The following is an 18,617-nucleotide window of genomic DNA, read 5'->3' on the forward strand; positions in this document are numbered from 1 at the left end:
GAACGGCGTTTGAGGGACGGGTGGCGGAGCGGCTGTCAGGGCCGCTGGAGCGCAAGCGGAAGCGCCGCGAAGCGGACGTGGGGGGAACCGATTTTCGAAGAAAATTGGGGGGCACCCGCGGGCCTTAATAGCCGCTCCGCCACCCGTCATGCTGGGTCTATCGAGACAAGCCTCTAACCTCTCGGTGGTGCGCAACCTCACCTCATTGACCATCATGTCGCACCGCGAAGACCATCGATGGAGAAGGTGTGAGAACCGGCAATTCAGGCTGGTTTGGCGCCCGATATTGAACGGCGAACAGGGTTTCGCGCTGCCTTCCGGCAACCGTTCCGCTGGCGACTGACGGCAAGCCGCCGACGGTCTGGAGGTAGGCGATCGTCTCGCCCGGAAGCGCGCTGCCGGTCGCAAGATGCGCGGCGTAGCGCCCGGGACCGGCGTTGTAGGCGGCGAACAGGCCGGGGTAGCCGAAGCGATCATACATCAATCGCAGATAGAAGGTGCCGGCCAGGATGTTGTCGCGCGGATCGTCGGCATTCGCGCCCAGACCGAGTCTGCGGCGCATCGCTTCCCAGGTGCTGGGCATCAGCTGCATCAGCCCCATCGCGCCGGCACGACTGCGGATCGGGCGTCCGTCGAGCCGGGTCTTCCCTCGGCTTTCCGCCTGCATGACGCGCTCGATCCAGGCGCTTGGCACACCGAAGCGAAGCGACGCGTCGGCGATGTAAGGATGCCAGTCGGCGACACTTTCGGCCTGCGCCGGCATGGCGACGACGAGCGCCGCCGCCCCTGCGGTCATCCTCAGCGGCGCCACAGCAGACGCGCCCTTCCGATGATGTCCCTCCCCTCGGTCGCGCCGAAGTAGCGACCGTCGAACGAGGCCGGATTGTCCATGAGCAGGAACAGCTGGCGGCCGTGGAGCCGGATGCAGCCCAACCATGTCGGCATGGGCCGGCCCTGTCCGTCGGCGAGCCGACGCTCGGCCGTCCGGCTGCCATTGACGAATATCTCCTGCCCAAGCGCACAGACCTCGTCGCCGGCCTGAGCAGCTACGCGCTTCACCAGCGGCACGTTCAGCGGCAGGTAGTGGCGCTCCGCGGCGAGCCGACGGAAGCGATCGGGAACCCGCGCGATCACCATGTCCCCCGGCTCGGCCGAAGCGCCCGGCTTGACCGCATAGAGGCCGATCGGCGCGCTGGGGCTGGCGTTCCAGACCAGCCGCGGCGCGGGCCGAATGGCCGCGCTGGCGAGCAGGACGGCGATGCCGGCGCCGGTGATGGCGATGTGCCAGCGCAACCGAGCGCGGCGGGTCTTGGCGGCGCGGAGCGCATCGCCCCAGGCGAGAAGCGGGGCGTCGCCCGCGCGGCCGTGACGGCCCTTCATCGCCCGATCTCGCGCGCGGCCTGCTCGCCGGACCAGGCGTCGAGGTCGTCGATATGGTACTGGACGAAGCGGCTGTGGCGACGGAATACCGGCCCCTTGCCGGCGCGGCGCAGGCGCTTCAGCAGCCGGCTCGACAGCTTGAGATAGGCTGCGGCCTGGTCGGTGTTGAGGAAAGGCGAGCCGCGCTTGGCACGGCTGGCCCGGGAAATGTCATCGTCGGTGTCCATGGGGATCGGCATCCTTCGCGGGATCGCGCCCGTGCGGTCGCGGCACCGGGGATGCCGCCGGGAGCACCTGCCGGGCAGTGTCGAAGGCCGATGATCGATTTTCGACACACCCGGGAGACGAGCGGTACGGGTTATGCCGCGAGGCACGGGTCCGAGGTCCCGTGCGACGGAAAGCGAACCAGGCAGACGCCCCCGCCTGCAAGGCCCCTCGCGAGCTAAGGCAAATCCGGCTCACCGCTCGGGTCCCGCGCGCCGGAGCGCGCGGGACGTCGGGTTCAGCGCGACCAGATGAGCTTGTGCTCGCCGTCGTCGCCCTGCGTCAGCGTGGCGTAGATGGGCGCCGGGAAGCTCGGATCGTCGAGTTTGAGGCTCAGATATTCGGCGCCGGTGTCGCGCGCCGCCTTGGTCCAGCCCGCGCCGAACTCGACGCCGCCAGCGCTGACGCGATGGTCCGGCGCCTTGTCATGCTCGCGCTCGACGGGCCGGATGCTGGCCTTGACGCGCAGGGTGAGGGTGCGGATTTCGCCAGTGTAGACGCCGTTGTCGCCGCGGGTGAACGATCCGATCTGTGCCATGATGAAGTCTCCTATCCATCGTTGCCGCGCCAGTGCGGCTTCGATGGCGGTCGACCGGCATCGGGACGGACGGTGCGCACCCGGAGGGCCGCAGCGACCAGCGGAGGATGGCGAAGCCGGGCTTTCTTGATGCGCGAGGAGCGCGCGAAGCGGGCGGGGAAGAAAGTTCGGCACAGCCATTGCGGATCGAGACGGATCGCTGCCAGACCAGCCAATCGAGGAAGCCGCGGGTGCGGCAAAGTGCCGGCAGGAGACGCGATGGCAACGGTTCTGGAGCGTGTTCGCGGGCTGATCGAACGACTGTCACCAGAGCCAATCTGCCACGATTGCATAGCCCGAAAGCTCGACCGTTCCGGGCGCCAGCATGCCAATCGCAAGAGCCGCGAGCTTGCCGGCGAGCCGCGTTTCGAGCGACGCAAGGATATCTGCTTGCTATGCTGCGGCGAGAAGATCGTCATCAGGCGTACCGGTTCTTGACCGAGTCAGCCGATTAGAAAGGGGCTGAATGCTCAACGGCGACACCGTCACGCGCGATGCGCTGGCCGACCTGATCCGTGGCGCCGTCGATGACACGGTGAAACAGCAATGGCCGCGCCGCGCACAAGAACCGCCGATCAGCTCGAAGATCGCAGCTATGCTCGAAGCGCGCCTCGATGGGTTCAGCATCAACGGTTACAAGGTCTCGATCGTCGCGCAGGACTTCCCCGATCGAGGTCCTGGGTCGTGGGAAAACAAGAGCGGCGCCGACCTCTATATCGGCATCCGCGTCGATTCTTTGCCCAAGCTCGCGCCTCCGATCTCCAAGGGGTTGCTGATCCAGGCCAAGAAGGAGCGCGTCGTGACGCACAGCCGCGCCGACGGACCGCCCGCCAGGTCGAAGGCCAGCGTCGATGTGGTGGACCAGTGCGAGAAGATGGTTAAACGCTCCGACAAAGGATCGTTCGTGTGGATTTACGGCGCGGCCGGCGCGCGTGCCGTCCCGGCGTCAGAAGTGATCGAGCAAGCGCCGGTGCCGCCCGCCTTCCTCGCAAGCCGCAACGTCGCCGAGCAATTTCGTGATGTGCTTGATTGCTTCTCGGGCGACACGACGTTGGTCGCGGACGGCATCTTCGATGACGATGCCGCGCTCGGCGCCTATCTCGAGGAGATCGCCGTCAGGCGCGGCGTCACGATCGATCTCGCGCCAGCGAGGGGGTGATCATGGCGGCGGGAAAGAAGCGATCCGAACAGCATCTGATCGATCAGGACGGGATCGCCCTGTTGCGGTCGAAGTTGCCGCGGGCATGGGTGCTGCGCGAATATCGCCCCGACTACGGCCTCGATTTCACGATCGAGCCGTTCAAGGACGCGAGCGGCACCGGCGCGACCTACGAAACGCTTGGCGAACATTTCTTCGTTCAGTTGAAGAGCGTCGCCGATCCGGCGGTGCACAAGCTGGACATCTATGGGCGCGGCAATGTCGAAAAGGCGCCGGAGGAGCTGAACCGCGCCGACAAGGTCGCGACGATCGACAGCTATCGCCTCCAGCTGGAGATGTCCGAACTGGTGACCATCGAGCGCATGGGCATTGGTGTTCCAGTGCTGCTGGTGATCGCCGACCTTGCCCGCCAGCGTTGCTCGTTCGTCTGCCTCAACGACTATATCGACAAGATCCTGATCCCACAGCACGACGATTACCGAACGACGAAATCGCGGACGATCCATGTGCCGCTCTGGACCGAATTGGGGTCGGCGGCGGGGACGTTCGGGCTTCGCTGGTACGCGAAGCGCGCGAAACTGCTCGCCGCATTCCAGCGCTTCACGTACCAATATTCCGAACTGCAATGGCACGAGCACGAGGACTGGCGCGGCCTCGCGCGGTATTTCGGCGAACGGATCGTGCAGTATGACTTCTGGGACGACACCGAGATGTGCGCGCCAATCCCGTATCATGCGGCCGGGTTGCGGCGTTTCCTCGCCACGGGTCAGCCGGGCTATTTCAAGGTGCCGGCCGATATCGAACCGGGCGTCGATCCGGCCGAATGGAAAGCGTATTTCGAAAAGCTCGACGTTTTCGAATTGTGGCGGAGCTTGTCGCTCCTGCCCAAGACCTATGAGGACGTTTGGCGCGAGTGGTTCTTGCCCACCGCGCTTGGGCAACTGGCGTCCGCCCCCGGTTAGCGTCCGACGGAAAATATCGACGCCGGAACATTCGACCGGCTAAAGCCGGGGTATGAACGACATCTATATCGGCTTCTGGCTCAGCAATCTCATCATTCCCGGCGACCCCGACCAGGTCACGCTGACGACGGCGGCCGGCACATGGGAATTGCGCAAGAATAGCCAGTTCGACGCGGCCAGGATCGCGGTCTGCGACAAAGGCCAATGCGCCGAAACCTATTCGGCCGAAGGGCGCACCAGCTATACCGGCAGCCGATCGGCGGCGATGGATGCGTTGCTCGACGAGTTGTTGCCGCTCTGCTTGGGGGCGAGTTATCTCACCGGACTGAGCGTCGCCCCGCATCGCGGACTGCCAGCCTCGATGTTGCAGTTCATGCAGGTCGGCCACCACTTCCCGCGCGAGCGAGCGATGGGTGCCGGTTTCCCGATGCTTGGATCAGCGAGCGCATTCACGATGACGCTTCAACAATTCATGGCGAGCTATAGCGGTGTCGGCGTAACGGAAAAAGCGCGCCTGCTCTGCCACCATTGGCTCGACGCGCTGGCCTTCTGGTCGCTGGAAGACCTTGTGCTGAGCACGGGGACGGTACTCGAAGTGATCGCCGCGACGGCAGAGACCGTCGCGCCGGCCGGCAGCGACGTGGGCACGTTCAACAAGAACTTAGCGTATGCAGCACAACGGTTCGGCCTCGCGCCGCTGCCGCCCGAATTCCGCAAGATGCGGAACGACCTAGTGCACGAGGGCGTGCTATCCGCGAGCAACTTTCCGGGCAAGACATCGACCGATTGCGGTATCGCCGCTGCCGAGGCGCTCGACTGGATCGATAGCTACATCTTCGCCGCGCTCGGCCTGGGGCCGGTCCCCGCGCCGCGATTCGCGCCCGAAGGCTTTCGCGGCGTCAATTGCTTCTCGCTGTAGCGCCGCCGCGCACGAAAAACTGACCGCGCGCCGACGTCGGAACGGCGGAGGCGCGCGGCCGATTTTTCAGGGTCCGCAAGACGCGGGCGGCGTTTCCGCCGCCCGCAAATGATCACGCCGCTTCGGCGAATAGCTCGTGCCGCTCGTCGGGGTCCGGCGTAGCCCGCACATCGCGCGCGGCAACGACCTCGGCGTGGGCCGCGACGGTGCCGACGCCACCGCGCGTCGTGTAGGCGCTCGGCGGGAACTGCATCCAGCGCGGCACCCAACGCTCGACCTTCGCCCGTCCGTCGGCACCGGCAAGATGGTCGGCGATGATCCGCTTCAAGGTCTTGGACTTCTCGCTCCCATTCGCGCTGGCGACCGTCTGGCCCGCCACCTCGGCGACCATGCTGCCCAGCACCTCGCGGTCGCGGATCAGGCCGAACAGGGCCTCGTCGGCCTGCCACCAGTCGGCCATGTCGATGCCGATCTCGGTGCCGACCGCAGCGACGGCGGCGCTGCCCGCCGCCAGCGTCTCGCCGATAACGACCGCGATTACCTCGATGACAGCGGAATCGGGAAGCTCGACGAGGCGCAGGAACACGCCCGCGACGCCATAGTCGTCGCCGTTTCCCCCGGTCACGGTCGGCTCCTCAGACGTGAAGCCGAGCAAGGCGAGCACCGCACGGCGGCGCTCGTCGAACATGGCCTCGCCGCGCGACGTTTCGACGCTCTCACGCACCTCGTCGTTGCGGGTGGCCTGCGGCTCGGGCCGTACGCTCCAAAGGTGCGAGCCGACAATGGCATGGGCGACCATCAAGCGCAGCGCCACCTCTGGGCGGCTCAACAGCGCAGCGCGGACGGCGGCATGGCGGTGCAGATCGACATAGGTCTGCAAGGTCGAGGTCAGTTCGGGACGCTGCGACTTCGGCCCTTCCGCGGCATCGCCGCTCGCCACACGCTGCGCTTCCTTGCGGGCCACATAGCCCTCGTGGAAGGTCACTTCGCCGGTCGAGCGGACATCGACATAGACGCGCCCGCCCCTGCGCTTGGGGGCCTTCTCATATTCCCAGACGTGGAAATGCTCGGACGCGGGGACGATCACGACATCGCTCCAGCCATCCTCCAGATAGGCTGCGCGCCGTACCTCGATGGCGGCATTCTGCGCGTTCCAGAACGCCTCGGGGTCCGCGAAATAGCGGTCGTCGCCGAACAGGTCGGCGACGGTCGCGCCCGCCTAGCTGTCGAGGTCGAACAGCGCGTGCCGCGCCGCGATCGGCTGCCCGCCGAACAGCCACGCCTTCAACTGATGGCCGGTCGGCGTGTAGTTGTCGGGGTCGTCGTAGAGCGCCAGCCAAGCCTTTTGCTGGCTCTTGCTGGCAAGGGTCAGGTGGCGGACGGTGGTGCGGTCGAGCTTCTCCTGCGCGTAGAGGTTGCGGATGCGCGGCAGCAGGTTGCCGAGCGCCAGCACGCGCCGGATGGTGAGGTCGGGAAGCCCGAAAGTCACGGCGATGTCGTCCACCTCGCGGCCTTCCTTGACCAGCCGGGTGAAGGTTTCCCACTGGGTCACCTCTTCGGGGTCGAGCCGCGCGAGGTTCTCGATCAGGGAGGCTTCGAGCGCGGCGGCATCGTCGCCCGCCTCCATGATTGCGGACGGCACGCGGCCAAGCTCGGGGTCCGCGCCCTCGTCGGCCTGCGCGATGCGAGCGGCATGAACGCGCCGCCGGCCAGCGACCAGTTCGAAGCGACCTTCGGCCACGCCGGGGCGCAGGATGACCGGCACGATGATGCCGCGCTTGCGCACGGTCGGCAGGATGTCGGAGACGTCCGGGGCCTTCCTGCCATGGCGCATGTTCACGGCGCTGTCGTCGATGTTGCCAATGTCTATGAAGTCGAGTTTCATGATGTCACTCCTTGTGAGTGCCGGTCCGTCGTTCTTTGCGAGAGGGCGGACCGGCTTTTGATCGGCGGCGAACGGCCGCCTGCGTCATCCGCGCCCCTTGTCTTCGATGGACGGCGGAAACTCCTCGGCGGCAGCGCGGCGCAGCAGCTGCTCCGCCCAGATGATCGATCCGGCTTCGCGCGCCGTCGCGGCCCAGCGGGACAGCGGGAACCGTGTCTCGAAGGCCACGTCGCGCTCGATGGCCATGCCGTAGGGCAACCGCAGCGCGGCGATCTCCGACAGGCTGAACGTGCCGAGTTCGGGGCAGCCGAAGCCGAGGTCGGCAAGCCCGAACAGCGTATCGCCGTCATCGCCAAGCTCGCTTGCCAGCCAGGTCGCCGCGCTCAACGGGTTGAACAACTTGACCAGCGGCGGCGGGTCGAATGGCGTGCCTTGGCCCTCGCAAGCCTGGCGGTTGATGGCATTCGCACGAAGCGCGAAGCGCAGGTCGGGGGTCAGGAGGATCATGCCGCGATCCTCCCTTCGATGCGCGCGTCCTGCGCGTCGCGGTGGCGGGCGAGCAGCCAGTCGGCGGCCTTGGTCGCGGCGCTGGCGACGCGGAAGATGGCGCGATTGTCCTCGCGCAGCACCTCCAGCCACGAGCCGATGTAGTCGGCGTGACGCACGGTCGGCACGATGCCGAGCGCGGCGCACAGGAAGGCCGATCCCATCTCGGCGACCAGTTCCTCACGCGCATAGTCCTTGCTGCCGAAGGCATTCTTCAAGTCGCGCCCGAGCCGCTTGGGGTGGCCGGTGGCGTGGGTCAGTTCGTGCAGGCACGTCCGGTAATAGTTGATCTGATCAAAGAAGGCGGGCTGCGGCGGCACCTGCACGACATCGGGGTCCGGCGCGTAGAAGGCGCGGTCGCCGCCGATGCGGAAATCGACCCCCGACGCGGCAATGACTTCCTCGGCAACGGGCACGATCTCGCGTTCGGGCAGCGGCGTGGGATCAGCGGCAAGGCCGGGCCGAAGCCCTTCGCACTGCGCGACGTTGAACACGGTGAAGCGCTTGAGGAACCAAATTGCGCGGTTCGGCTGGTCATCGCTCCCCCGAAGCAATGCCTTTTCAGCCTCACTCTCGGCCACGGGAGTGAAGCAGTCGGCATAGACCACGGTCACGCCATGCTCGCCCTTGCGGACGCAGCCGCCCGCTTCCTGCGCCTGCCGGAAGGTGAGCCATGATTGCGACGGCCAGCCATGTTCGATGACCGCGCCCCACAGGATCAGGATGTTGACGCCCGAATAGGTCCGAGCGGTGAGCGCGTTGCGTGGCAGGCCGGGGCCGGTCCCGCCCGTTGTTCCCCAAGGCTGGACCCATGGAAATCGCCCGGCCTCGAGTTCGGCGACGATCCGCGCGGTCACCTCGTCATAGAGGTTGGCACGGTTCTCGGGTTGACGATCCTCGGCCGCAACCTCTCGGCGGGCACGGCGGCTGGTAGCTTTGCGCATCGCGGTCCTCCATCGCCGCCCCAAAAGCAGCAAGCCTCCCCGGAAGGCGGGGGTGGGCGGCGAGACGCGACCAAGAGGCCCGGCTCAAGCGGCCGGCGGCACCGCAGGGCGGAACGAAGAGGAGCACCCGAGCGCGAGCGAGGGTTGCCGCAGGCCGCGCCGGGCCTAGCAGGGAGCGCCGCCCGCACCCGCCGTACCGGGAGAGGCACCGACAACGCCGCTGCGCCTCGGCGCGGCGTCCATAGTCACGCCAGCGATCGTCACCGCGAGGCCGAGACCCGGCACGGGGCTCGGCGAAGACCGCGTCCAGGCGGTCGGAGTAGAGCGCGGTCGCACCTTAGTGCGAGGCGCTAGGAGGGTTGCAAGCCTATCGAGCTATCCGCCCGTTGAACGCGACCAAAGCCTGGGCAAGCCCTTCGCCGACGATCCAACGCGCGCGCTCCAGATGTGACCGCCAGCAGGCTTCCGTGTCCTTGGCGGCAGGATCGAGGTGCATCAGGAAAGATGCGGCTTCACGCCAGTCGCGACCCGCGTCATCGGCTTGGAGCAGCGCCGCGTACAGCGCGAGATGCTCGCGATCGTAAGCGACTGGGTGACCAGTTGGCGCTTCAATAAGCAGCACAAAAAACTCCACATGTGCTGTTTGCTCGTCAATTTGGAGACCTTACGCCATGGCAAAAATCGCGGCAAGCTGGCTCAACCTGTGGAGTGTCGAGCAGGAAGATCCTTGCCCATAATCTGCGCGTGCTTCGCGCAGCGAGGGGTTTGTCGCAGGAGGCGCTCGCCGATGCCGCGAAGATCGACCGAACCTACGTGAGCGCTCTTGAACGTCAGAAATATAGCGTGACGATTGATCGGCTCGATCAGATCGCCGAGCCTCTGGGCGTAGACCCCTATATCCTGCTGATGCCGGAGCTGCCGGCAAACTCCCTAAAGGGATGAGCGGCTAATTCTGCAGCACGTGCGCCGGCCCTTGCTCGATCATGTTCCTGCCGCTGGCGACGAGCCGCCGCACAAGCGATTTCCGGTGCTCGCCATCTCCCGGCCAATCGCCGGGACCGAGCAAACGATCAGCGATCGCTCGCAGGCTCATCCCGGCCAGATGTGCGTCGTACGCCTCCAGCGCGGATAGCCGACGGGCAAGCTGCAGCGAGGGGCGAACCTGCAACGAGCCTATGAAGGTGCGGACCGCGGAGACCTTGGCATGAAGTCGATGATCAACGGGCAGCTCGAAACACAGCGAGCACGGCCCAGCGAGCGCGCTCCCCTCGACGACGTCGATCCTGACGAGGGCACCGCCCCGCTCCACGAGCAGATGCTGGCCCGCGCCGGACCGCAGCAACCGTTTGGCTTCGGCGGTCCCGTCGAAGGCATGCGCCGAGCCGGCTGAATCGGCAGCGCACCGTGCGCTCAGCACGCACGGATCCACCGCCGCCGACCACATCGGCAGGACCTCGGCACAGCTCTGCCCAGGATCCTCAGGGAAAGTGCAGCCCCCAGTCCGCGACGAAGGCGGGGTCGGCGGTGACACCGTCCGGCACGGCGCCAAGCGCAGCAAAGGCCGCCCGGTAGCCCGGATCGCGCCGCAGAACCTCCCAGGCGAGCGCGGACCGTCCACGCTTCAGGATGGCCTCGAAGGCAGCGGGGTCCGGCGATACCACGGCAAGGGCCTCAGCCGAGCTCGCCCAGCTGCGATCGCACGAACAAGTGGGCAGCAGCCTCTTGGTCGGGACGGAGCGCGTCAACCGCAGGCAGGTATTCGGGTATGGTGTCACGCAGCAGCACCGACGGGCATTGCCCCTCGACGTTGCCGAGGTTCGGGCGGTGCTGGGCGTAGCCGACCAGCGCGGCGAGCGCGGGCGGGAACTGCCGTGCGACCTGTGGGGGATAGACCAGCCACTGGAGCTCGAACGGCTTGAGCCAGCCGAGGCAGTAGCTGATGACGATGCCGCGCCGCGGCGCGCGGCTGACATTGCCGCCGCCGCCGTGCAGCGTCGAGCCGAGGAAGACGAGCGCGTCGCCGGGCAGGACGGTCGGCACGACCGCATCGGCTTCGGGCAGAACCGCGATGTCCTGGTCGACATGGCTTCCCGTCCATATGCGCGTGCCGCCATTCTCGCGGGTGAAGGTGGTGAGCGGCCACATCACGTTGACGAGATATTCGAGGCTGCCCTTCGGCCCCTGCCACATGTCCTGGTCGCGGTGCGGCAGCTGTGGCAGCGCGCCGGGATGGATCTCGATCGCCTGGGTGAGGTTGAGCGCGATCCGCTCGCACCAGGGCGAGAGCTGCTGCTCCACCAGCTCTAGGACCAAAGGATGCATGGCGAGCTCAGCGACCGCAGGCGCCCGCGTCAGCAGCGCCCCGAATCGGCTGGTGCGCTCGCCGTAGAAGGCCCCGCGGCAGGGAGGGGTCGCGACGAAGCGCGCGTCCAACTCGGCGTCGATGGCGGCGATGAGCCCGGGCGGGACGGCCCGCCCGAACACGCACCAGCCGTCGCGCGCGAGCGCCGCGGCTTGGCGATCGATTGCGCCCATCATGCCGGCACCCGCTGGCCGGCGGCGGGATAGGTGCCGGACCAGCCTAGTCGGTCGGGCGTGTCCGGGCCTATGTAGATCAGGAAGGCGCCGATCGGGCCGCCCGCGATGCGCACCGCGGGGCCGAGCGGCTCGGCCCGCCAGCCCATCGCCAGCACCTCCTTGCGGAACGGGTCGGGGACGACGCCGGTATAGCGCGCAATGCCGCGTTCAAGCGCGACATCGACCATCGCTGCGAACAGCGCGTTGCGCAGCACCTTGCGCCGTGCGGCGCCGTGGCGCTGCGGCAGGCACAGCCGCGTGCTCTCCCAGGTCCGGTCGTCAGACGGTACACCCAGCGGGCACAAGTGCGGGAAGAGCGACCCGAGCATGTGCGGCTTGGTCGTCGGGTAGAGCCGGATCGACGCGGCGTGCTCCCCACCGTCGTCGGTCGCGACCAGGTAGATCGTGTCGGGATCGTCGAACTGGTCGATCTCGTACTGCCCGTCGACCACCGGCACGTCCCAGCCGAAGAGGTCGACGAAGAGGCGCTTGCGGTCGGCGAACATGGACTGGAGCAGCGGCCGGTTCGCCGCTGCCAAATGGTTGTCGATGACGTGGATCATGCGTCGCTCCCGGTCGTGGTTCGCTCACGAAGGAAGCAGCCGGGGGCCGCCCAAGATAGACCGAGCGATTACTCGGGTTGACGGCGTAGTTCGTGAAGCTCGACCTCGCCGGCAAGCAGCGCGCCGGCAACGAGGCTGGCCCGGTCATGCGCGTCGAAGAGGCGGCGCGCCTCGGTCAGGTAGCCGTCGACGGTGCGCTGCGTCAGCGCGAGCGCGCGCGCGATCTGCTTGTTGCTCTGGCCTTGCCCGGCGAGGACGACGCAGTCGCGCGGGCGCGGATGCAGGCGCGTCGGTGGCGCAGGCACCGGCGTCGATCCGGTGACGCGGAGCGCCGCCTGGAAGGCGAAGACGCCGATCAGCTGGGCAGCGCCGAGCACTACGGCAGCCTGCTCCGGCCGTTTCATGCCGGCGAAGGTACAGGAACCGAGGCGATCGCCCAGCCGGACAAAAGGGATCGTGATGCCCTCGTTCAGGCCTTCGCGCGCGCCGCGCGAGAGGGCGGCGCGATCCCCGCGACCGAGCCGGATAAGGGAGCCGAGATCGGACCAGAGGAAGGCCATGCCGGCGCGCAGGCTGGCGCGGAAGACCGGATCCCGTCGGAAGCGGCCATCCGCATAAAGCGCGTCGATGATCGCCGGCGGATATTGCTTGATGTCCACGCGACCGACGCGGGGCACCGAGAGATCGTCATGGTGGATCAGCGCGAAGTATCGAAAGCCGAGGTCGCGGGTGACAGCCTCCATCGATCGATGGAGATCGCCGGTGTCGCGCATTGCTCGGAGACTCCGGATGACATCATCCGCGAGGTCTACGAGCCCCGCCGGTATGATGCCTGAACCAATGGCCCGACTCCTTGCGCACCGACGACCGGGCCGAACGCGGTCGTGCCAAGCTGCGGTTCTCCGCCATAGCCTGTCGCCGCGCCCCGATCATCTCAGCGTGCGGTCGAAAAGAGCGGCGGCCTGCTCGATCGCGATACGATGGGCGCGGGCTTGGTCAGTCGCATCCCGGCAGACGGGCAGGCTCGCCTTGGCGGCGGCGGAACAGGTCGCGAGGAAGCTGTAGTGCGTGACCCCGGCGAGGATTTCGACGCGAGCGTTCGGAAGGAGCGCTTTCGCGACCAGCGCGTGCGTTGCCGCCGGTACCGTCACGTCATCGCCGCCGGCGACGATCACCACCGGCTCGCGCATGGCGCGAAGGCTCGCGGGTGTGAGCGGCTGCACGACGGGCGCCATGGCGAATACGGCCCGGACACCCGGCAGCGCATGGTCGGCGCCGGCGCGGGCGCGCTCGCTCGCGAGCGCGGGACTTGCCAGCGTGGCGATCGCGTCGTCGTTGCTGAGCCCGAACTCGAGCTGGGGCTTGCACGTCCCATCCTCGGGATGCGCGCGGCAGAACCGGATCATCCGCTCGGGATCGGTGCGTGCGCCACCGGCCACCAGAGCGGTGAGCCCGCCGATCGAGAAGCCTGCCACGCCAAGGCGCTTGCGGTCGATGTGCGGCGACAGCGCGGGGTCGGCGAGCACCGCCGCGAATGCGGCCTTCAGATCGTCGGCGCGGTCCCACCAGAGCACGGCGCCCGCCGGAGTAGCCGGGTCCACGCCGTTGTTGCCGGGATGATCGACTGCAATCACGACATAACCAAGTTCGGCGAGCGCCAAGCCGAACCAGGCCATCATCCGTGCCGATCCCCCGAAGCCGTGCGACAGAAGGACGACGGGATGGCGCTTGTCGTCGCGGAAGGTCGCATCTGGTGCGACGCTGCCGACCTCGAAGAGCGGCGAATCCGGCGGAAAGTCGATCGACCGCGCCTGTGCACCTGCCGCGGCCGGATACCAGATGGTAACGCGGAGAACGGGGCGATGGTCGGCGTTGCGCAGAGCCGCGTTCGGCTGCTCGATCAATCGATGCCGTTCGCCAACTGTGGCAGCAGCGGGCGTGGCGAACGCCACGGCCCCAGCCATCAGGGTCGGGAGCTGCCGTATAGCCCGCGCGGCCGCTGCGCCCCAGGAGTGGGCGCGCAATGGACGAAGCCCGCGCACCTCTTGGGAGGCCAACCGCCGCATCGTCGAACCCGGTCGAGCGGACGCGCGTGCTGGCGCGGCGCGCTGCGCAGGCATCGTTGGCCGGAGCGTGCTCATCCGTTAGTCGGCTGGGCTCGCCGTCCGAGCTGACGCCGGAGCGCGAGAAGCCGGCCGGGGCCGCTGACGGCCGCGAACAACATGCCCGCCGCGAACGGAAAATGGCTGACGAAGGCGCCGAGCTCCAGGTTCTTCGCGTCGGTCCAGTGCGAGGGGCCATGGAAGGCGAAGGCGAGGAACAGGACGTAGATCGCGCCGAGCAGCATCAGTTCCGAGAAGAACGCGCCGGTTACGAGCGCCAGGACCAGGCCGAGCTCGAACAGCGCGGCGAGGAAGGCGAGCAGCGACGCGGCAGGGAAGCCTGCGGCGGCGATGGTCGCGGCCGTCATGCCGAACATCATCGCCTTCGAGGCGAAAGCCATCAGGAAGACGAGCGCGAGGGCGCAGCGGGCGAGAAGCACGATCGCGTTCGCCCATCGTGCGGGAAAGGAAGCGTCGGTCATGAGCGCCCTCCGTCCTCATGTTGGTCGCCAATGTCCGAAGCGGCTGCGCCCTCGCCAGCCGGCCGTGCCATGGCGTAGCGCAGGTGGATTGCCGCCTTGGTGGTGACGACCGAACGTCGCTCCAAGGTCACCTGAGACGCGAGCGCGTCGTCGAACATGCGGATCCCGCCCCCGAGCAGGACCGGCGCGACATGAAGCGAAAGCTCGTCGACCAGCCCGCTTCGCAGGAACTGCCGCCCGATGTCCGCTCCGCCCATGATGCAGATGTCCTTGCCGCCGGCCGCGGCGTGTGCCGCTTCTAATGCGGACGCGATATCACCGGCAAAGCGGTAGACGCCGCCAGGCACGGCCGGCGGGGTCGAGTGCGAGACGACGAACACGGGCAGGCGGGCTGGTCCGGTCGGCCCGTCGGCACCCCAGCTCGGAAGCGAATCGTCGTAGGTACGGCGCCCGCAGATGATGGCACCGGCGCCGCCGATCGCATCGGCGAGCAGGCGATGATCTTCCTCGGTGGCTGCGCTGCCGACCCAGGCGTGCAGCGCTTCGCCGCCGTCGCCCAGCGGCTTGTCGGGGGTCGGGTTGGGACCGCGCAAGAACCCGTCCACCGACAAGCTGATATCGAACACGACGAGGCTCCTCATCGGCGTCTCTCCCTTTTCTGTGTTTGTCATGATGCCGACCCGGGCGTCGCATCTGCGACGCAGAGCCCGTCGACGTAGAAATCGAGGTGGCGATGCGCGAGTGCGCGCTCCTCGGCGACCGGCAGGCCGACCGCGAGCGGCCGCGCGAAACGGATCAGCGCGAACACGATGTCGCGTTCCGAAAAGTCGGCGCGCAGTGCGCCGCCGGCCCGAGCGCGCGCGACCAGGGTCTTCATGAGCGTCCCTGCGCGAGCGAGCAGGTCGGGCCAGTCGCGCGTCTCCAGATGGGGATGGATGATGTTCACCACCCCGATCCCTCCATCGAGCGCGGCATGCATGTAGCGTCGCAGTGCCTCGACACCGTCGGGAACGGTCGCGAGCAGCGCCTCGCCCGCGCCGATGCTCTGTTCGAGGACATGGCGCACGGCGGCGTGAAGCAGCGCCTGCTGGTCGGGAAAGTGGCGATAGAGCGTGCCGATCCCGACCCCGGCACGCTGCGCGACCGCATCGCGAGACGGATCGCCGCCCACCTCAAGGATCAGCTCGATCGCGGCATCGACGAGCCGCTGCCGGTTCCGTTGCGCGTCAGCTCGCATTGCACCCTTTCCCGCACGACCGACGCAGCCTCCTTGACGAAAACACAAGCGGAGCATATTCCTCCGTTTAATGACCTGTCAAGAAGCCGCGAAGGCCTTCTCATAATGAAGCTCACCTTGTGCCTGTCGGAAGCCGGTCGCAACCAAACCGCCCTTGTCGGTGGAAAGGCCGCGAGCCTCGGCGAGCTTCTCCGGATGGACGGGGTGGTCGTGCCCCCCGGCTTTTGCGTCACCACGACCGCGTTTTCGAACGCGCTCTCCGGCATCGCCGGCGCCGAAGCGCTGCTCGAACGGCTGGAGGCGCTGCCAGGTGATGATGCCGACCAGGCCGAGAGCGCGCATGCGGTGCGACGGGCGATCGAGAGTGCGAGCCTGCCGGACTCCCTTGTCGCCGATATCAACGCGAGGTTGGACGCCGCTCCCTCCGCCACAGGCTGGGCGGTCCGGTCGAGCGCTACAGCGGAGGACTCGCCCACGACGTCCTTCGCGGGCGTGCACGAGAGCTATCTCGGGCTTTCAGGGCTCAATGCCGTCCTCGCCGCGGTCCGGCGGTGCTGGAGTTCCGCTTTCGACGATCGCGCGCTCGCCTACCGGCGGCGCCAGGTCCTGAGCTTGCGCGGGCCGTCGATGGCCGTGGTGATACAGCATATGGTGCCAGCCGACGCGTCGGGCGTGCTTTTCACCGCCGATCCGGTATCCGGCGACCGGACGCTGGTGACGATCGAGGCCTGCCGGGGAACCGGCGAAGCGCTCGTCTCGGGGCGGATCGTGCCGCAACGGGTGAGATTGCGCGACGAGCGGGTCGTCGAGACGAGCGCAGGGCCGCTGACCATCGAGCTCGCGCGCGAGCTCGCCATCATGGGTCGCAGGATCGAGGCGCATTTCGGGTCGCCACAGGACATCGAGTGGTGCGTCGCGGACGGGGCCATCGCGATCGTCCAGAGCCGACCGATCACAACGCTGTTTCCGATCCCGCCACGCGAGGATGACCGGCGTCACGTCTATCTCTCCGTCGGGCATCAGCAGATGATGACCGATGCGATGAAACCGCTCGGGCTGTCAGTGTGGCAGAAGCTCGCGGCGAGACCGATGCACGAGGCGGGAGGCCAGCTTTTCGTCGACGTGACCGAGCAACTCGCAACCCGTGAAAGCCGGGCCGCGCTGCTCGCCATGCTCAATCGCGACCCGCTCATCCACAGCGCGGTCGAGCAGTTGGTGTCGCGCGACTACATTGCACTCAGCGACCAGCCCTTGCCGGTCGCGGCGGCCGCCGAGCCCGTTGCCCGTGATCCGGCGCCCGCGAACATCGCGGCATATCCGGATCCCGCAATCGTCCCCGAGCTCATCTCCGAGAGCGAGCTTGCGCTCGAGAACGCGAAGCGGCGGGTCGCAGGCCTGACCGGCCGCGACCTGCTGGAGGCGATCGGAGACGACCTGTCCGCCCTGAAGCAGCAGCTGTCCGATCCGCGGGGCAGAACGGCATTGATGGCGGGGATCGATGCGACCTGGTGGCTGCAAGACCACCTGCAGGAATGGCTCGCAGAGGCGAGCCTTGTGGACGTCCTGTCGCAATCGGTCGAGCACAACATCACCTCGCGGATGGGGCTCGACCTGCTCGATGTTGCCGACGCGGTACGGCCGCACGATGCGGCAGTCGCATTCCTCAGGCAGCTTGGACCCGAAGATCCGATAGAAGGGCTCGCGTCGGTCGCCGGCGGGAGCGCTGCGCTCGATGCGATCGATGGCTTCCTTGCGCGCTATGGCATGCGCTGCCCGGGCGAGATCGACATCACCCGGACGCGATGGCGGGAACAGCCCGCGAAGCTCACTCCGATGCTCCTTGCCAATGTCGATCGCTTCGCGCCGGGCGAGGCCACAAGGCGGTTCGATGCCGGCCTCGCGCGTGCCCGAGCGGCCGAGCGCGACGTGCTTCAGCGTCTTGCGACGCTCGATGACGGGTCGGCCAAGGTCGCAGCGGCAAGGGCCGCCATCGACCGCATGCGCGCGTTCATCGGATACCGCGAATATCCTAAATATGCGTGGGTATGCCGGCTCGACGTGTACCGGCGCGCGTTGCTCGAGGAAGCGGAACGGCTGGTCGAGCGCGGCGTGATCAATCGCACCGACGACATCTTCTATCTTCGGTTCGACGAACTCGGCAACATGATCGCTGCCCAGGTCGCGGACATGGGCCTGATCGCAGAGCGGCGTGCGGAGTTTGCGGCGCACGAGCATCTTGCTCCGCCGCGCGTGCTGACTTCCGACGGCGAGGCCCTGTTTGGATCGTTCGGACAGGACGTCGAAGGACCCGGCGTGATACCGGGCCTCGCAGTCTCGAGCGGTGTCGCGGAGGGCCGGGCACGGGTGATCCTGGACCCAGCTGCCGCGGAACTGGCGCCGGGCGACATCCTCGTCACCGCGTACACCGATCCGAGCTGGACGCCGCTGTTCCTCACCATCGCCGGGCTCGTGACCGAGGCCGGTGGACAGATGAGCCACGGAGCAGTCGTCGCGCGCGAATACGGCCTGCCCGCGATCGTCGCGGTGCAAGATGCCACTCGTCGCATCCAGGACGGCCAGCTCATCCGGATCGACGGCTCGAGCGGCTCGATCAGGATATTGGACGGACATGGTCGCTCGAACCCGGCGGAGCGCTGAGCAGTCGATGGCGACCGACGCGGTAAATTCCGAACCGTCGCAACGTGGCTCGCTTCCGGCCCCCGTGCGACGCGCGTTTCTCACAGCGTTTGCCTGGGGCGTGCCGATGGCGGTATCGACCGCATCCGTCGCCGCGATCGCCGCGCCTTCTGCCGGACCCGTGCAAATCGGCGAGACCGCGGGGCTCGAGCGCGCGATCGCCAACTACCAGGCGCTTGCTCGTGGCGGGAGGCGACTCACCGATCTGACCCCGATCGAGCAGCAAGAGCTGGCCGAACTCCGCGCCCTGCTGCGAGCAGCACGGTCGCGCGGCCGCGATACGCGGGAGACCTGCATCGCCCGGGAGACGGCGGCGCGCGGCG

At 67.6% G+C, this 18,617-nt stretch carries 25 protein-coding genes and 1 pseudogene; 7 read left to right on the top strand and 19 right to left on the bottom strand.

Annotated elements, in window-relative coordinates:
* Positions 1 to 202 precede the first annotated feature (202 nt).
* From BGN95_RS23395 to BGN95_RS23410, 4 genes are all read right to left on the bottom strand, one after another.
* Entirely contained in the window at positions 203 to 811 is a 609-nt protein-coding gene (locus tag BGN95_RS23395; protein WP_502688343.1) for a lytic transglycosylase domain-containing protein, read from the bottom strand.
* Positions 799 to 1,380 carry a S26 family signal peptidase gene (locus tag BGN95_RS23400; RefSeq protein WP_286774178.1) on the bottom strand — a complete coding sequence of 194 codons (582 nt, stop codon included), beginning with the start codon at positions 1,378 to 1,380 and terminating at the stop codon, positions 799 to 801. The genes BGN95_RS23395 and BGN95_RS23400 overlap by 13 nt, the downstream gene beginning before the upstream one ends.
* Positions 1,377 to 1,607: a helix-turn-helix domain-containing protein gene (locus BGN95_RS23405; protein WP_214624884.1), complete on the bottom strand. Its 231-nt coding sequence runs from the start codon at positions 1,605 to 1,607 to the stop codon at positions 1,377 to 1,379. The genes BGN95_RS23400 and BGN95_RS23405 overlap by 4 nt, the downstream gene beginning before the upstream one ends.
* A 275-nt stretch (positions 1,608 to 1,882) precedes the next feature.
* On the bottom strand, positions 1,883 to 2,182 hold the full coding sequence (locus BGN95_RS23410; protein ID WP_286774179.1) for a DUF736 domain-containing protein: 300 nt from the start codon (positions 2,180 to 2,182) through the stop codon (positions 1,883 to 1,885).
* A gap of 258 nt (positions 2,183 to 2,440) precedes the next feature.
* Here BGN95_RS23410 and BGN95_RS23415 point away from each other — a divergent pair, with 258 nt between their 5' ends.
* Genes BGN95_RS23415 through BGN95_RS23430 form a run of 4 tightly spaced genes read left to right on the top strand, consistent with a single transcriptional unit; the run spans position 2,441 to position 5,261 of the window.
* Positions 2,441 to 2,659, top strand: a complete 219-nt coding sequence (locus BGN95_RS23415; protein ID WP_286774180.1) for a hypothetical protein — start codon at positions 2,441 to 2,443, stop codon at positions 2,657 to 2,659.
* Positions 2,660 to 2,687: 28 nt separating this feature from the next.
* The gene (locus BGN95_RS23420; RefSeq protein ID WP_286774181.1) at positions 2,688 to 3,380 is read left to right on the top strand and encodes a hypothetical protein; all 693 of its coding nucleotides are present in this window, start codon (positions 2,688 to 2,690) and stop codon (positions 3,378 to 3,380) included.
* A 2-nt stretch (positions 3,381 to 3,382) separates the two neighbouring features.
* The gene (locus BGN95_RS23425) at positions 3,383 to 4,342 is read left to right on the top strand and encodes a DUF4365 domain-containing protein (RefSeq protein ID WP_286774182.1); all 960 of its coding nucleotides are present in this window, start codon (positions 3,383 to 3,385) and stop codon (positions 4,340 to 4,342) included.
* 52 nt (positions 4,343 to 4,394) lie between these two features.
* Positions 4,395 to 5,261 (top strand): hypothetical protein, encoded by an 867-nt coding sequence (locus tag BGN95_RS23430; RefSeq protein WP_286774183.1) that lies wholly within the window; start codon positions 4,395 to 4,397, stop codon positions 5,259 to 5,261.
* 112 nt (positions 5,262 to 5,373) lie between these two features.
* Here the strand turns inward: BGN95_RS23430 and BGN95_RS27285 are convergent, their stop codons facing one another.
* The 5 genes from BGN95_RS27285 to BGN95_RS23450 all read right to left on the bottom strand — a co-directional run bounded on the left by BGN95_RS27285 (position 5,374) and on the right by BGN95_RS23450 (position 9,270).
* On the bottom strand, positions 5,374 to 6,348 hold the full coding sequence (locus BGN95_RS27285) for a chromosome partitioning protein ParB (RefSeq protein ID WP_502688344.1): 975 nt from the start codon (positions 6,346 to 6,348) through the stop codon (positions 5,374 to 5,376).
* A 132-nt stretch (positions 6,349 to 6,480) separates the two neighbouring features.
* A complete protein-coding gene (locus tag BGN95_RS27290) occupies positions 6,481 to 7,146 on the bottom strand; it encodes a ParB/RepB/Spo0J family partition protein (protein ID WP_502688345.1) in 666 nt (221 codons plus the stop codon).
* 84 nt (positions 7,147 to 7,230) lie between these two features.
* Positions 7,231 to 7,653 carry a DUF2958 domain-containing protein gene (locus tag BGN95_RS23440; protein ID WP_286774184.1) on the bottom strand — a complete coding sequence of 141 codons (423 nt, stop codon included), beginning with the start codon at positions 7,651 to 7,653 and terminating at the stop codon, positions 7,231 to 7,233.
* Positions 7,650 to 8,636, bottom strand: a complete 987-nt coding sequence (locus BGN95_RS23445; protein WP_286774185.1) for an ArdC family protein — start codon at positions 8,634 to 8,636, stop codon at positions 7,650 to 7,652. The genes BGN95_RS23440 and BGN95_RS23445 overlap by 4 nt, the downstream gene beginning before the upstream one ends.
* 367 nt (positions 8,637 to 9,003) lie before the next feature.
* Positions 9,004 to 9,270 (bottom strand): hypothetical protein, encoded by a 267-nt coding sequence (locus tag BGN95_RS23450; RefSeq protein WP_286774186.1) that lies wholly within the window; start codon positions 9,268 to 9,270, stop codon positions 9,004 to 9,006.
* A 2-nt stretch (positions 9,271 to 9,272) separates the two neighbouring features.
* Between BGN95_RS23450 and BGN95_RS23455 the strand changes: the two genes are divergently transcribed.
* Entirely contained in the window at positions 9,273 to 9,578 is a 306-nt protein-coding gene (locus BGN95_RS23455) for a helix-turn-helix domain-containing protein (RefSeq protein WP_286774187.1), read from the top strand.
* A gap of 4 nt (positions 9,579 to 9,582) precedes the next feature.
* On the opposite strand, the gene BGN95_RS23460 is transcribed toward BGN95_RS23455, so the two are convergent.
* The 10 genes and pseudogenes from BGN95_RS23460 to BGN95_RS27160 form a co-directional block, all read right to left on the bottom strand.
* Positions 9,583 to 10,053 carry a DNA -binding domain-containing protein gene (locus BGN95_RS23460; protein WP_286774188.1) on the bottom strand — a complete coding sequence of 157 codons (471 nt, stop codon included), beginning with the start codon at positions 10,051 to 10,053 and terminating at the stop codon, positions 9,583 to 9,585.
* A 61-nt stretch (positions 10,054 to 10,114) separates the two neighbouring features.
* Entirely contained in the window at positions 10,115 to 10,297 is a 183-nt protein-coding gene (locus BGN95_RS23465; protein WP_286774189.1) for a transcriptional regulator domain-containing protein, read from the bottom strand.
* Between the two features lie 10 nt (positions 10,298 to 10,307).
* Positions 10,308 to 11,174 carry a phytanoyl-CoA dioxygenase family protein gene (locus tag BGN95_RS23470; protein ID WP_286774190.1) on the bottom strand — a complete coding sequence of 289 codons (867 nt, stop codon included), beginning with the start codon at positions 11,172 to 11,174 and terminating at the stop codon, positions 10,308 to 10,310.
* Positions 11,171 to 11,776, bottom strand: coding sequence for an acyl-homoserine-lactone synthase (locus BGN95_RS23475; RefSeq protein ID WP_286774191.1), 606 nt, complete (start codon positions 11,774 to 11,776; stop codon positions 11,171 to 11,173). The genes BGN95_RS23470 and BGN95_RS23475 overlap by 4 nt, the downstream gene beginning before the upstream one ends.
* 68 nt (positions 11,777 to 11,844) lie before the next feature.
* Positions 11,845 to 12,549 (bottom strand): helix-turn-helix transcriptional regulator, encoded by a 705-nt coding sequence (locus tag BGN95_RS23480; protein ID WP_286774192.1) that lies wholly within the window; start codon positions 12,547 to 12,549, stop codon positions 11,845 to 11,847.
* A 156-nt stretch (positions 12,550 to 12,705) separates the two neighbouring features.
* Positions 12,706 to 13,728: an alpha/beta hydrolase family protein gene (locus tag BGN95_RS23485; protein WP_286774193.1), complete on the bottom strand. Its 1,023-nt coding sequence runs from the start codon at positions 13,726 to 13,728 to the stop codon at positions 12,706 to 12,708.
* Between the two features lie 185 nt (positions 13,729 to 13,913).
* Positions 13,914 to 14,360, bottom strand: coding sequence for a DoxX family protein (locus BGN95_RS23490; RefSeq protein WP_286774194.1), 447 nt, complete (start codon positions 14,358 to 14,360; stop codon positions 13,914 to 13,916).
* The gene (locus BGN95_RS23495) at positions 14,357 to 15,001 is read right to left on the bottom strand and encodes a dihydrofolate reductase family protein (RefSeq protein ID WP_286774195.1); all 645 of its coding nucleotides are present in this window, start codon (positions 14,999 to 15,001) and stop codon (positions 14,357 to 14,359) included. Before BGN95_RS23495 ends, BGN95_RS23490 begins: the two co-directional genes overlap by 4 nt.
* A 26-nt stretch (positions 15,002 to 15,027) precedes the next feature.
* A complete protein-coding gene (locus tag BGN95_RS23500; RefSeq protein ID WP_286774196.1) occupies positions 15,028 to 15,306 on the bottom strand; it encodes a hypothetical protein in 279 nt (92 codons plus the stop codon).
* Between the two features lie 180 nt (positions 15,307 to 15,486).
* Positions 15,487 to 15,654, bottom strand: a pseudogene (locus BGN95_RS27160) (hypothetical protein); the annotation flags it as partial.
* 48 nt (positions 15,655 to 15,702) lie between these two features.
* Between BGN95_RS27160 and BGN95_RS23505 the strand changes: the two are divergent.
* Entirely contained in the window at positions 15,703 to 18,255 is a 2,553-nt protein-coding gene (locus tag BGN95_RS23505) for a phosphoenolpyruvate synthase (RefSeq protein ID WP_353744737.1), read from the top strand.
* 7 nt (positions 18,256 to 18,262) lie between these two features.
* A partial coding sequence (locus BGN95_RS23510; RefSeq protein WP_286774198.1) for a hypothetical protein occupies positions 18,263 to 18,617 on the top strand: 355 nt, incomplete at its 3' end.

The organism is Sphingomonas sp. 66-10 (assembly GCF_001897045.1).
GTDB lineage: Bacteria > Pseudomonadota > Alphaproteobacteria > Sphingomonadales > Sphingomonadaceae > Sphingomonas > Sphingomonas lycopersici.

What these genes read in the sequence shown, in the direction of transcription:
- BGN95_RS23405 (WP_214624884.1), bottom strand. Translation starts at nt 1,607, where the DNA reads ATGGACACCGACGATGACATTTCCCGGGCCAGCCGTGCCAAGCGCGGC.
- BGN95_RS23445 (WP_286774185.1), bottom strand. Translation starts at nt 8,636, where the DNA reads ATGCGCAAAGCTACCAGCCGCCGTGCCCGCCGAGAGGTTGCGGCCGAG.
- BGN95_RS23480 (WP_286774192.1), bottom strand. Translation starts at nt 12,549, where the DNA reads ATGCGCGACACCGGCGATCTCCATCGATCGATGGAGGCTGTCACCCGC.
- BGN95_RS23470 (WP_286774190.1), bottom strand. Translation starts at nt 11,174, where the DNA reads ATGATGGGCGCAATCGATCGCCAAGCCGCGGCGCTCGCGCGCGACGGC.
- BGN95_RS23410 (WP_286774179.1), bottom strand. Translation starts at nt 2,182, where the DNA reads ATGGCACAGATCGGATCGTTCACCCGCGGCGACAACGGCGTCTACACT.
- BGN95_RS23505 (WP_353744737.1), top strand. Translation starts at nt 15,703, where the DNA reads ATGAAGCTCACCTTGTGCCTGTCGGAAGCCGGTCGCAACCAAACCGCC.
- BGN95_RS23425 (WP_286774182.1), top strand. Translation starts at nt 3,383, where the DNA reads ATGGCGGCGGGAAAGAAGCGATCCGAACAGCATCTGATCGATCAGGAC.
- BGN95_RS27290 (WP_502688345.1), bottom strand. Translation starts at nt 7,146, where the DNA reads ATGAAACTCGACTTCATAGACATTGGCAACATCGACGACAGCGCCGTG.
- BGN95_RS23420 (WP_286774181.1), top strand. Translation starts at nt 2,688, where the DNA reads ATGCTCAACGGCGACACCGTCACGCGCGATGCGCTGGCCGACCTGATC.
- BGN95_RS23475 (WP_286774191.1), bottom strand. Translation starts at nt 11,776, where the DNA reads ATGATCCACGTCATCGACAACCATTTGGCAGCGGCGAACCGGCCGCTG.
- BGN95_RS23400 (WP_286774178.1), bottom strand. Translation starts at nt 1,380, where the DNA reads ATGAAGGGCCGTCACGGCCGCGCGGGCGACGCCCCGCTTCTCGCCTGG.
- BGN95_RS23430 (WP_286774183.1), top strand. Translation starts at nt 4,395, where the DNA reads ATGAACGACATCTATATCGGCTTCTGGCTCAGCAATCTCATCATTCCC.
- BGN95_RS23415 (WP_286774180.1), top strand. Translation starts at nt 2,441, where the DNA reads ATGGCAACGGTTCTGGAGCGTGTTCGCGGGCTGATCGAACGACTGTCA.
- BGN95_RS23440 (WP_286774184.1), bottom strand. Translation starts at nt 7,653, where the DNA reads ATGATCCTCCTGACCCCCGACCTGCGCTTCGCGCTTCGTGCGAATGCC.
- BGN95_RS23495 (WP_286774195.1), bottom strand. Translation starts at nt 15,001, where the DNA reads ATGAGGAGCCTCGTCGTGTTCGATATCAGCTTGTCGGTGGACGGGTTC.
- BGN95_RS23490 (WP_286774194.1), bottom strand. Translation starts at nt 14,360, where the DNA reads ATGACCGACGCTTCCTTTCCCGCACGATGGGCGAACGCGATCGTGCTT.